Annotated in this window: 12 protein-coding genes; 7 read left to right on the top strand and 5 right to left on the bottom strand. The window is 39.1% G+C overall.

Features of this window, described 5'->3' with window-relative positions; all coding sequences use genetic code 11:
- The 7 genes from ACEW8O_RS15855 to ACEW8O_RS15825 form a co-directional block, all read left to right on the top strand.
- On the top strand, positions 1–523 hold a 523-nt coding region (locus ACEW8O_RS15855; RefSeq protein WP_373495601.1), incomplete at its 5' end, for an ABC transporter ATP-binding protein.
- Between the two features lie 81 nt (positions 524–604).
- Positions 605–1,153: a cob(I)yrinic acid a,c-diamide adenosyltransferase gene (locus tag ACEW8O_RS15850; protein WP_373495600.1), complete on the top strand. Its 549-nt coding sequence runs from the start codon at positions 605–607 to the stop codon at positions 1,151–1,153.
- 4 nt (positions 1,154–1,157) lie between these two features.
- Entirely contained in the window at positions 1,158–2,225 is a 1,068-nt protein-coding gene (locus tag ACEW8O_RS15845) for a branched-chain amino acid aminotransferase (RefSeq protein ID WP_373495599.1), read from the top strand.
- 120 nt (positions 2,226–2,345) lie between these two features.
- Positions 2,346–2,870, top strand: coding sequence for a hypothetical protein (locus ACEW8O_RS15840; RefSeq protein ID WP_373495598.1), 525 nt, complete (start codon positions 2,346–2,348; stop codon positions 2,868–2,870).
- Between the two features lie 63 nt (positions 2,871–2,933).
- Positions 2,934–4,038 (top strand): peptide chain release factor 2 gene (prfB, locus tag ACEW8O_RS15835; RefSeq protein ID WP_373495597.1). Its coding sequence is split into 2 segments (ribosomal slippage): positions 2,934–2,993 and positions 2,995–4,038, totalling 1,104 coding nucleotides; the frame shifts between segments, so codons are not numbered across the junction.
- 62 nt (positions 4,039–4,100) lie between these two features.
- Positions 4,101–5,282 carry an MFS transporter gene (locus ACEW8O_RS15830; RefSeq protein WP_373495596.1) on the top strand — a complete coding sequence of 394 codons (1,182 nt, stop codon included), beginning with the start codon at positions 4,101–4,103 and terminating at the stop codon, positions 5,280–5,282.
- Between the two features lie 177 nt (positions 5,283–5,459).
- Entirely contained in the window at positions 5,460–6,197 is a 738-nt protein-coding gene (locus ACEW8O_RS15825) for a lysoplasmalogenase family protein (RefSeq protein WP_373495595.1), read from the top strand.
- Position 6,198: 1 nt separating this feature from the next.
- Here ACEW8O_RS15825 and ACEW8O_RS15820 read toward each other — a convergent pair whose 3' ends face one another.
- The 5 genes from ACEW8O_RS15820 to ACEW8O_RS15800 form a co-directional block, all read right to left on the bottom strand.
- Positions 6,199–7,551 carry a M24 family metallopeptidase gene (locus ACEW8O_RS15820; RefSeq protein WP_373495594.1) on the bottom strand — a complete coding sequence of 451 codons (1,353 nt, stop codon included), beginning with the start codon at positions 7,549–7,551 and terminating at the stop codon, positions 6,199–6,201.
- A gap of 58 nt (positions 7,552–7,609) precedes the next feature.
- The gene (locus ACEW8O_RS15815) at positions 7,610–8,977 is read right to left on the bottom strand and encodes an MATE family efflux transporter (RefSeq protein WP_373495593.1); all 1,368 of its coding nucleotides are present in this window, start codon (positions 8,975–8,977) and stop codon (positions 7,610–7,612) included.
- A 21-nt stretch (positions 8,978–8,998) separates the two neighbouring features.
- A complete protein-coding gene (locus ACEW8O_RS15810; RefSeq protein WP_373495592.1) occupies positions 8,999–9,538 on the bottom strand; it encodes an NUDIX domain-containing protein in 540 nt (179 codons plus the stop codon).
- A gap of 56 nt (positions 9,539–9,594) precedes the next feature.
- Positions 9,595–10,077, bottom strand: a complete 483-nt coding sequence (locus tag ACEW8O_RS15805) for an Lrp/AsnC family transcriptional regulator (protein WP_373495591.1) — start codon at positions 10,075–10,077, stop codon at positions 9,595–9,597.
- Between the two features lie 210 nt (positions 10,078–10,287).
- Positions 10,288–11,439, bottom strand: a complete 1,152-nt coding sequence (locus ACEW8O_RS15800) for a tol-pal system protein YbgF (RefSeq protein ID WP_373495602.1) — start codon at positions 11,437–11,439, stop codon at positions 10,288–10,290.
- Positions 11,440–11,548 lie beyond the last annotated feature (109 nt).

Raw genomic sequence — 11,548 nt, 5'->3', positions numbered from 1 at the left:
AAATGGAAAAGATGTAAGTGACATGTCAGAGAATGAACTGGCTGAAATCAGGAACAAAGAGATCGGCTTCGTTTTCCAGACATTCAATTTATTGCCAAGAGCAACATGCCTTGACAATGTGGCTTTACCATTAATTTATGCAGGTTTCAACAAATCCGACCGTGAAGAAAAGGCATTTCATACTTTGGAAAGTGTGGGATTGGGAGATCGGGTACTCCACAAACCCAATGAACTTTCAGGTGGACAAAGACAAAGAGTGGCCATTGCCAGGGCTTTGGTCAACAACCCAAGTATCATTTTGGCTGATGAACCTACCGGTAATCTTGATTCCAAGACCTCCTATAGTATTATGGAACTTTTTCATGAATTGCATCAAAAAGGCAATACCATTATTATGGTCACGCATGAAGACGATATCGCACATTATGCCCATAGGATTGTAAGGTTAAGGGATGGTCTTGTTGAAACAGATTCCTTAAACACGAATCCTACCAGAGGTCAATCCATGTTGGTGGCAGAATAGAAATCATTATATTTTTGCAAATAGATTACTATTTTTGCTGAAACAATTCAGCAATTGTATTTTAAAGTTGGGGGGAAATTCATGAAAATTTATACAAAGACCGGTGATACCGGTACCACCTCTTTGTTGGGCGGAAGGCGTGTTCTCAAATCCAATTTACGGATTGATGCCTATGGCACAGTGGATGAGCTCAATAGTTTTATAGGTTTACTCAAAGACCAAGAGATCAACCATAAAAGAAGTGAAGTACTCAAGGAAGTGCAGGACCGGCTTTTTACAATTGGGGCAACACTGGCCACTGAACCCGGGAATAAAAGTGTGAAAAGACCCGATCTGCATGAGGAGGACCTGGAACTTTTGGAAAATGAAATTGACCTTATGGAAAAAGAACTTCCTCTACTGAAAAATTTTATTTTACCCGGGGGACATCAAGTGGTTTCTTTTTGCCATTTGGCACGTACAGTTTGCAGAAGAACCGAAAGGTGTGTAATCGCCCTGATGGAAACAGAACAGGTTGATGACATCATTATAAAATATTTAAACAGGCTTTCTGATTATCTTTTTGTTTTGGGAAGATTGATCGCCAAAGAACTGGAAGTAGAAGAAGTAACCTGGAAGCCAAGATTATAATAGTATGAAAGCTACACTACAAATCGACATCACCAAAATCCAAGAGTCGAAAATTGAGAAAACAGATTTTGAAAATCTGACATTTGGAAAAACCATCAGTGACCACATGTTTGTGGCGGATTTTATCAATGGTGAATGGACTGATTTCAGAATTGAGCCCTATGCACCCTTGGCACTTAACCCGGCCAATGCTACTTTACATTACGGTCAGTCTGTATTTGAAGGCCTGAAGGCTTACAAAAACGAAGATGGTGAAATACTCCTGTTCCGTGCCGATGCCAACCAAAAAAGATTGAACGAATCTGCCAAAAGGTTGTGTATTCCGGAAGTTCCGGAAGAATTGTTCATGGAGGGGTTGATGCAGTTGTTGGATCTTGACAGGAACTGGATTCCCAATAAGCCCGGCTTTTCTTTATATATCCGCCCATTTATTTTTGCCACTGATGATTACCTCGGAATCAGACCTTCTGAGAAATATAAATTTATGATTTTCACTTGCCCGGTAGGCCATTATTATGCAAAACCAGTCACTGTCAAAGTAGAACAAAAATACACCCGTGCTGCTGAAGGTGGAACCGGGGCTGCTAAAGCTGCCGGTAATTATGCAGGTTCGTTGTATCCAGCACTCCTGGCACAAAAAGAAGGATACGATCAGCTTATCTGGACTGACAGTAAGAGCCATCAATACATTGAGGAAAGTGGCACTATGAACCTGATGTTCATGATCAACAATACATTGATTACTGCACCAACCCATACGGGTACTATTCTGAAAGGTATCACAAGGGATTCTGTGCTTACCTTGGCCAAGGAAATGGGATATGAGGTGGAAGAAAGGTTCTTGACTGTTGCTGAATTGCAGGAAGCATTAGAGACCGGAAGTATTCAAGAAGCATTTGGTACAGGCACTGCGGCTACGATCGCCCATATCTCCAAAATCCATGTCAATGAGGTTGATTATGAAATGCCTCAAAAACCTGTAGATTCATTCTCTTTACAGGTGTTGAAGATTTTGGATGACATAAAATACGGCAAAGTAAAAGACAACCATAATTGGATTATCAAGTTATAACCCTATACGCTCTTTGGAGTTATCCAATCTGAAATGATGCAAAAGACCAACCCCCATGGTTGGTCTTTTGCTTTGTAAAATTCCTTATATTCAAAAATTAAAACCTTTAGTCTGATTAAGATGCGAAAGTCCATTTTGAATTTAAAAACATTTGGTGTTTGCTTTTTATTTTTGATTTTAATCAGCACAGATGGCTTTGGACAAAAGTTTATTTTACTGCAAAAGGGATCCAACCAAAAAACACGGTTAAAATTTGAAATCGGGGAAGAATTCACCTATAAGTCGACTACCTATGACTTTTATATAACGGACATCATTGTGGATATCAAAAATGATATCATTGTATTATCCGAAAATATTTTACAGCCAAAAGATATTACCTCAGTATATGTCAGACACAAAGACCCTAGAAACAGCACCTTAAAGAATCTTTCTTATTTGGGCATGGGTGCAGGTTTGATATTTTTTACCGGTGGAATCATCAATAGCCTCTATCATTATGGGGATCTTTCGCAGACAAGTAATAGCCTTGGATTATCTGTAGGTTTATTCGGGGCAGGCTATCTGATTTCAAAGCTTCAATATAAGGAATTTAAACATCAGGGGAATAACAAAATACAATTGGTAATACTTTACGGAGATTGAAAAGAAAATAGGTTTAAAGTATATTTTTCACGACTTTTGCACCTCAAAAAAACTAAAGAAATTATGACATCAGACCAGTTGAAAGACTTGAGAGCCCGCGTTTCGGCTTTGAGGAGGTATCTTTGACTACGATAAGAATATAGCTGAAATAGAAGATTTGGAGGCAGTTTCTGCACAGCCTGACTTTTGGAATGATCCCGAAGAGGCTGAAAAGAGCCTGAAGCATATCCAATTGAAAAAAAGCTGGACCAACGCTTACGAAAAAGTTGAAACTCTTGTCCAGGACCTTGAGGTTCTTTTTGATTTTTATTCTGAAGATGAAGTTTCTGAGGAAGAAATGACATCCGATTTTAAAAAGACCCTGAAAGCAGTAGAAGAGCTTGAACTCAAAAAAATGCTCAGCAATGATGAAGATCAACTCAGCGCCATGCTGGAAATCAATCCCGGGGCAGGTGGTACAGAAAGCAATGATTGGGCTTCCATTCTGATGCGTATGTACATCATGTGGGGTGAGAAGAATGGTTACAAAGTCCGTGAAGTTGATCTGCAGGAAGGTGATGTGGCCGGTATCAGATCCGTGACCTTGGAATTTGACGGGCCTTTGGCTTATGGCTTTTTGAAGTCAGAAATAGGGGTACATCGATTGGTCAGGATTTCTCCTTTTGACAGTAACGGCAGAAGGCATACTTCATTTGCTTCAGTCTATGCCTATCCTGTGGTAGACGATACCATTGAAATTGACATCAATCCCGGAGATGTTGAACTGCATACTTCAAGGTCGGGAGGAGCCGGTGGTCAGAATGTGAACAAGGTGGAGACCAAGGTACAACTGACCCATAAACCTACCGGAATCGTGGTGGTATGTCAGATTGAAAGATCCCAATTGGCCAACCGTGAAAAGGCCATGCAGATGTTGAAATCAAGACTGTATCAATTGGAAATGGAAAAGAGAAATGCCGAAAGGGCAAAAATCGAATCCGGCAAGATGAAAATAGATTTTGGTTCCCAGATCAGGAATTACGTCCTCCATCCATATAAATTGGTGAAAGATGCAAGAACCGGATACGAAACTTCAGATACACAAGGTGTTTTGGACGGCGAACTAAATGAATTCATCAAAGCTTTCCTTCTTGCCCAAAGTGAAGAAGAAGCTAAGAAAGATGAATAATTCCAAAAGAAACCTTTTAAAGCAAGTCAGCTTAAAAAGGTTTCTTTTATAAAAATCACAGTATGCGAATTCTACCACCTTTTTTCACACTTGATTTTTTCTTCTTGTGTGCAAGCTCATTTTTGTTTTTTGCAAGTTTCAACATGATCATTCCTGAACTCCCCTCCTACATCAGTTCACTTGGTGGCGAAGATTTCAAAGGTTTGATCATCTCCCTTTTTACTTTATCTGCGGGATTGTCAAGACCCTTTAGCGGAAAACTGGCTGATAAAATAGGCAGAATTCCGGTCATGATTTTTGGGGCTTTGGTCTGTTTGGTGGTAAGTCTCATGTATCCTGTGATTACCGGTGTAGCCGGGTTCCTGTTGCTGAGGTTTGTTCATGGATTTTCTACAGGATTTACACCCACCGGTATCTCAGCCTATGTTGCTGACATTGTTCCCTTCAACAGAAGAGGAGAAGCCATGGGACTACAATCATTGTTCGGATCATTGGGAATGGCGGCAGGACCTGCATTGGGTGGATATATCAGTATCATTTGGGGAATTCAGCCCTTGTTTTATGTTTCATCCTTTACAGCATTTTTATCCATTCTTATATTGATCAGACTTAAAGAAACAGTCGAGGACAAAGTAAAATTTCATCCAAGATTATTAAAACTGCACCGCTACGAAATCATTGAGAAAAGGGTACTTAAACCTTCTTTTGTACTATTTCTAACAGTATTTTCTTTTGGAGTAATCCTGACCATTATTCCTGATTATTCTACTCATTTGGGAATAGAAAACAAAGGATTATTTTTTGCAGTCTTTACCCTTTCTTCATTGGGCATCAGAATCATTGCAGGACGGGCCTCGGATAAATATGGCAGAGTACCTGTCATGAAGGTCGCCACATTGTCTATGGCCCTATCCATGTTAATTATTGGTTTTGCTGAAAGTAAGGGTGTATTCCTTCTTGGAGGAGTGGTCTTCGGTTGTTCGGTGGGAATGAACTCCCCTACCATCTCAGCTTGGACCATAGACCTTTCATTGGATGCTTTCAGGGGCAGGGCGTTGGCGACGATGTATATTGCATTGGAGGCAGGAATAGGAATAGGGGCCTTGGTGTCCGGATTTGTCTTTGCCAATAATGTTGAAAATTTTGCTTTGGTTTTTTCACTCGGGGCGGCAACTTCAATTTTGGCTTTTTTCTTTCTTTTGACAATTCCAAAAAATAAAGAAATACCGGTATTAAAACCTTAATAAATTAAAATTCAATTTTTTAAAGCAATTTTATAAATAATACTTAACCATAGCAATTAAGTATAAAAGTTTGTAATTCAAGTCATTTATAATTTTTACACTTAAATTTTTATATAAAAAGTATATTTTATTCTGAGTTATTCATTTACATTTAAATTTATTTAAATATAGACTCTAATGTTAGCTTGGAATAGTAGATTGACTTTGATCTATTTTTTGATCGTGTCGCTTGCGGTGGCTTCCATTTTATTGGGCTTTTCAGGCGCTTATTACATTCTCAATTTATTTATTGTTCCTGTTCTGATTTTCGGACTAATCGGGAAATTCAAAAGCAGCTTTCATCCATTAATACCCCTCATGTTGATTGCCACTTTTTTTGCTTTTTTAGGGGATATTTTATTCTCTGTTCCGATAGAAAAATCACTGTTCAATACCATTGGTATTTGCACATTTATAGCGGCACAAACTTGCTACGGACTATTATTTTACTATTCTGCTACCATCAACAAAAACACCTCGCACCCTCCTTTATATAAAAGATGGCCGGAGGCATTGGCTTTTATTTCGGTTTTGTTCAGTTCTATAATTGTTCTTCCAAAAACGGGAGAATTTATGATTCCAAGTTTGATATATGCTATTATTGGGACAGCAGCATTGATTATGGCGCTCAATAGAAGATTTTATGTTTCGAAAGAAAGCTATTTCAAAGTGATATCCGGGGTATTATGTTTTTACATCAGCGATGTGGTCACCGGTTTTGATATGTATGCTGAAAATAAGATGAATATTGCGGTTATAACCCTCCTCTATTCCTTAGGACATTTTTTGATCATAAAGGGGATATTGATCCAAGTAGATGAGGTACCGGAGGAAAAGGATTTTGAGAAATTTTATTCTTCTATAACCAATAAATAATTTAGTTTCCCAAATGACTGCTTTTCCTTGGGATAGTCATAAAATCCAGCAGCCTGCCATTTAGATAAGTTACTTTTTGACCATCGTAAAAAGCACCTTCTTCCAGCATAATCCTCACATCATTATTCCACTCATTGACAAACACAACAGCATTCAGCTCAATGGCATATACAGTATTTGGGTATATAGGATAATCTCCCGCTCCTTTTGTATCACCTTGGTTGTCCCACATACCAATAGTCGGCCCTGAAGCATGGCCATGCGTACCGAGCGGATGGGAATAAATACTTCCATTAATGCCTTCGGATTCCATGATTTTCCTTGTTTCTCTCAGGATCTGATTCCCGGTTCTTCCTGTCACAAATTGGGAAGTAAGTATATCCTGAAGCCTGTTGCCTACTTTGAGGGCATCTTTTAGATATTGGGGCACATCATCCTCACCGGGTTTGAGTACATAAGCCAGTTGTTGGGTATCTGTATTCAATCTCAGATAGGTGATTCCAAAATCCATGTGAAGGATATCACCCGGCATAATGACCTCCGAATCCGCCTTCACAGCAAATGACCTTAAATGTTCCTGAGAATCCGGGTCAGGTCTTTGAATGTCGACAGAAGGGTGAAACCAAGTGTCAAGCTTTAATTCTTTGATTCTTTCCCTATACCACCATACCACGTCATCAGTCGTGGTCACTCCGGGAGTAATCACGTTTTCTGACAGACCTTCCGCTATGATTTGGTTTGCGATAGCCTGTATATGCCTGTATGTTGCCATTTCAGCGGGTATTCTTGTTTCCAGCCATCCTACGGCCAAGCTTTGTGCGGAGGTTATCCTTGAATGATAATTTTTGGGAAGATATTCCAAAAGGGTATTGTATTCTGTAACATTCAGACCATCGGCATGGCCATAATCTTTTGCGATATTCAGACCTATTTTCTTTGGATTTTTTTCGGTTATCAGGTCAGCCAATCTTTTCCATTGGTCCGGTTGGGATTCGGGATCCCAGGCTTTTTTGAATGATTTACCGACATCATACCTGGCTACGGCCAAAGTTTCCACCTCCTGACTGTTTGGTGCTTTATAAAGAACCAAGATGGTTCTTCGCCTTGCAGCATGCCAGGTAGCAGGCAAAAATGTCCTGATAACAGGATCTTCATTGTACTCCCTTGAAATAATGACCCACATATCAATATCAGCCCTATCCATCAGGGATGGCAAAAGCGTTTTTATCCTTTCTTCAAGCCATTGATCAATCACTTCAGCTTGCTCCCTTTGAGATAAAACATGGAGACCTTGGGAAAAAGAAACTTGGGCAAATAAAATTAGAATGGCAGCTAGGGTAAAGGTTTTTTTCATGATCAGTTTAATTTATTTATCGGAAAATAGAAAGAATCAACATAAATAAAAAACCAAACTATACTGATGGGATTTTTGAATTCTTTTCCCGTAATAGACGGGCACTTAACCGATGAAACCTGAATAAAAGCAGGATACCTGTAACAGTCAACCCTATCAGTAAACCATACCAAATGCCGACTTCCTGCATTCCAAATACAAATGCAAAAACATATCCCAATGGCAATCCTATGACCCAATAAGCCACTAAGGTGACTATAGTAGGAACTCTAACATCTGCCATACCCCTCAATGCGCCCAACCCGACCACCTGAATCCCATCTGATAATTGGAATAAACCGGCAATGATCAGAAGGGTTGCACTCATTTGGATTACCGCCGCATCGTCGATATAAAGAGTCGGCAGGAACTCCCTGAAAACAATAAAAATAAAGGCCGATATGCTCATAAACATTGTCACCATTACAAATACTGTGAAACCGGCCTCGCGTAGGGACTTGATGTCATTTCTTCCCAACTGATTGCCCACCCTGACCATTGCAGCTATGGATAGGCCGGATGCCATCATGTAACTTACCGAAGCCAGATTGATGGCTATCTGATGGGCAGCAAGCGCATTGACACTGATCCACCCCATCATAATGGCCGCTGAACTGAAAGCTCCGACTTCAAAAATAAACTGAAAGCCGGTAGGCACACCTATTTTCAACATTCTTGCTATCATAGGAAAACTCATTTTTTTTATCCCCAGGCCCAAAGAATATGGTTTGTACCTTTTCGATTTCCGGACATAATATACGATGATGACTCCCATCAAAATCCTGGAAATTAAAGTGGCCCAACCGGCGCCGATCAATCCCATTGCGGGAAATCCCAAATTACCATAGATCAAAACCCAATTTAGAAAAACGTTTATTCCGTTGCAGAACAGCGTGATATACATGGCCTGTTTGGTTTGGGAAAGTCCTTCTGCCAACTGCTTGAATGTTTGAAAAAACATGAATGGCAACAATGAAAAAGTTATAATAGCCAAGTATGGAACAGCTTGGACCACCACCTCTTCAGGTTGATTCAAATGTTTTAATAATGGAGAGGCCAGGATTATCAACAAAAACAACATGGTGCCTGTAGCCATATTGATCACAAATCCATGGTTGAAAAGTCTGGAAATTTTTCCTGCATTTCTCTTTCCATCCTCCATGGCCACCAAAGGAGTAATTGCCATAGATACTCCAATACCAAACATCAGGGCTACAAAAAAAATACTATTTGCCAAAGACGCTGCTGCCAAAGGTTCTGCCCCCAACCTACCGACCATCATACTATCCGCGACACCTACCAATACCTGCCCCAATTGACTGAGCATTACAGGTACCGCCAATGAAGTGGTTTTCGAAAAATTTTCTTTAAAATCAGCAATTTTCATTACCTACCTTATCCGAATTGATCAAATATTTTTCAGTTTGGCTACCTTTAGTAGGCCTGCAATTGATATTGCATCTGTAATCTCACCATCAAGGACTTTCTGGACTGCTTCATGGAGGGGTAGTCTGAGGACATGCAATTGTTCTGTTTCTTCAAATTCCGTTTCCCCCTCGGTCAGTCCCTCAGCAAGAAAAACAAAACCTTCCTCATCTGTAACCGAATTGGATGTATGGATCCTTAGAATATTGGTCCATTTTTGGGCAAGAAGTCCGGTTTCTTCTTTCAACTCGCGCTTTGCGGATTCCAATATGTCAATTTCCAATGGTCCGCCACCCATGGGTATTTCCCAGGAAAACTCATCCAGGGTATAGCGATACTGGCCTACAAGCCAGGTATTTCCTTCATGATCAACAGGGATAATCCCCAAAGCTTTATTTTTAAAAATAACCTTGCCATAAATCCCGTCTTTTCCGGAAGGATTCACGACCTGATGCTCCTCAAGCTTCATCCAGGGGTTTTCATAAATATTTTTAATCGATTTGGTTTTCCAGGGGTTTTCCATAATAGGGCAAAAAAAAGGGTGACTTTTGGCCACCCTTATATTTGTACATTTTTAATTTATGCAGGGATTGGCAAAACTTTGCTGTCCTTAAATGTTGAAAGAATCACCATAGATTGCATTGAATCCACTTCTTTAATTTCACTCACTTTTTCAAGCATCAATTTTTGATAGGCTGTGATATCTTTAGCAATTATTTTAAGAATAAAATCGCCTGTACCTGTAATGTGGTGGCATTCAATCACTTCCTGAATTTGATTGATTTCCTTCATAAAAGCATCGATATTACCTTTATTATGGCCAATGAGGCTAACAAGTACAAAAGTACTCACTCCAAGTCCTATTTTTTCAGGATCTAATTTAGCATGGTAACTTTTTATGATACCTGATTGCTCCAATTTCTTAACCCTTTCCAAGGTTGGGGCAGGCGAAAGTCCTATATCTTTTGAAAGTTGGGCGTTGGTGATTTTGGCATTTCCTTGCAGGATCTCAAGGATCTTGCGGTCTATTTTGTCGAATTTCACTTTTATGTTATTATCCATGATTGAAGAATTTTCGAAATATTATGTCGTACAAAGTTAATATAATTTAATTTTGTTTTAAAACAATTACCCACAAAAAACGTGGCTGAATTCAAAATATTGTTATCTGATTAACTACTTTTCAGATTTTTTGCATTGAATTATTTTCAACTTATTGAAAATTTTCAAATTTTCTCCTGAATTTCCTTTGTTTGGTACGGCAAAGTTTAATTAAAGTTTATTCTTTTTGATATAAGCTCTAGCTTCGATATGAGCAGGGTGTTTTCTTTTAGCATATTTCTTTACTTTATTAAAATATTGCTTAGCCAGGGCTTTGTTGTTTTCCTCATTGGCCATTTTTCCAAGTGCAATCAAAGAATACAAATAATACCCACTCTCCTGGCTTTCAGATTCTTCACCATAGGTTAAGGTCTTGATGTAATATTTTTTTGCCTCCTGTTTTTCATTGATCCTGTCATAAAATTGGGCGATATAAAATGCCGCATATCGCCCTGAATTGGATTCATACCCTGTCCATTTCTCTTCAATTCTCCTCAATATTTCTTCTGACTGATCTTTGGACTCTGTAATTCTTCCTACTGTATATAAATGTCTTGCATAAGACCGGTGGAAATAGGGATTGTTGGGGAATTTAGAATGGAGGTAATCTGTAATGGCCAAAGCTTTATATGGTTGCTTTTCGTCCGAAGAATATAATCTAAATAAAAAATATTGTGCTTCCACTCTTGCATAGAAGGAATTTTGGGCAACATCCTCTAATTGTTTCAACCCTAAAGCTTTGTCGCCTTTTGGAAAAAGGGCCACGACCGGTTTTAATATAGGATAGTTTTCCGGAATCCAAACCGAGAAATAATTGAAAAGTGCATCACCCAATAGAAGCTCCGGGTTAAGTTCTTCTTCACCTTTGCTCAAATTGAGATATTTCAGGGCATTCTTTCCGGCAAATGTAGCTTTCGTCCAACTCTTTCTTTCACTTAGCAGCCTCCCTTGAAAGCCATAAGCACCTGCCAAAAAAAACGCAGCTTCTTTATTTTCAGAATCATCATTCAGGATTTTTTTTGCCTTGTCGATCACCTCGTCCATCTGCCTAATGAATAAATCGTCCATTTTCTTGTTTTCAATATCCGGAGCGATTTTCCACCAAGTACTAAGACCCATTAAAAAATAGGGCAAAGGATGGTCCGGATATTGGTACCTCATCACCCTGAAACCGCGCTCCGCAGTTTCGAAATCAAAATTATATAAGGCATTTACATTTTCAGTAATCCTGAACTGAAGCCCCTTATCCAACAAAAGATAAGGAGGTTCATCAAAGCCGATTTTGTCCAATGGCTTTTCCTGAGCCTCAGCCACAGTAGTCATGCTTATGAATAAAAAACCAATTAATATCAGTAATGTCCGCATTCTTATTCTAAATTTTCCCTAAAATTATATGGTAATCCAAACAATCATTTAGATTTGGCAATAATTA

Source organism: Aquiflexum sp. (genome assembly GCF_041749095.1).
Lineage (GTDB): Bacteria > Bacteroidota > Bacteroidia > Cytophagales > Cyclobacteriaceae > Aquiflexum.
Note: the sequence above shows the minus strand (reverse complement) of the source record. Positions and strands in the feature narration are given on the sequence as shown.

What these genes read in the sequence shown, in the direction of transcription:
- ACEW8O_RS15800 (WP_373495602.1), bottom strand. Translation starts at nt 11,439, where the DNA reads ATGACTACTGTGGCTGAGGCTCAGGAAAAGCCATTGGACAAAATCGGC.
- ACEW8O_RS15820 (WP_373495594.1), bottom strand. Translation starts at nt 7,551, where the DNA reads ATGAAAAAAACCTTTACCCTAGCTGCCATTCTAATTTTATTTGCCCAA.
- ACEW8O_RS15840 (WP_373495598.1), top strand. Translation starts at nt 2,346, where the DNA reads ATGCGAAAGTCCATTTTGAATTTAAAAACATTTGGTGTTTGCTTTTTA.
- ACEW8O_RS15825 (WP_373495595.1), top strand. Translation starts at nt 5,460, where the DNA reads ATGTTAGCTTGGAATAGTAGATTGACTTTGATCTATTTTTTGATCGTG.
- ACEW8O_RS15850 (WP_373495600.1), top strand. Translation starts at nt 605, where the DNA reads ATGAAAATTTATACAAAGACCGGTGATACCGGTACCACCTCTTTGTTG.
- ACEW8O_RS15845 (WP_373495599.1), top strand. Translation starts at nt 1,158, where the DNA reads ATGAAAGCTACACTACAAATCGACATCACCAAAATCCAAGAGTCGAAA.
- ACEW8O_RS15815 (WP_373495593.1), bottom strand. Translation starts at nt 8,977, where the DNA reads ATGAAAATTGCTGATTTTAAAGAAAATTTTTCGAAAACCACTTCATTG.
- ACEW8O_RS15810 (WP_373495592.1), bottom strand. Translation starts at nt 9,538, where the DNA reads ATGGAAAACCCCTGGAAAACCAAATCGATTAAAAATATTTATGAAAAC.
- ACEW8O_RS15830 (WP_373495596.1), top strand. Translation starts at nt 4,101, where the DNA reads ATGCGAATTCTACCACCTTTTTTCACACTTGATTTTTTCTTCTTGTGT.
- ACEW8O_RS15805 (WP_373495591.1), bottom strand. Translation starts at nt 10,077, where the DNA reads ATGGATAATAACATAAAAGTGAAATTCGACAAAATAGACCGCAAGATC.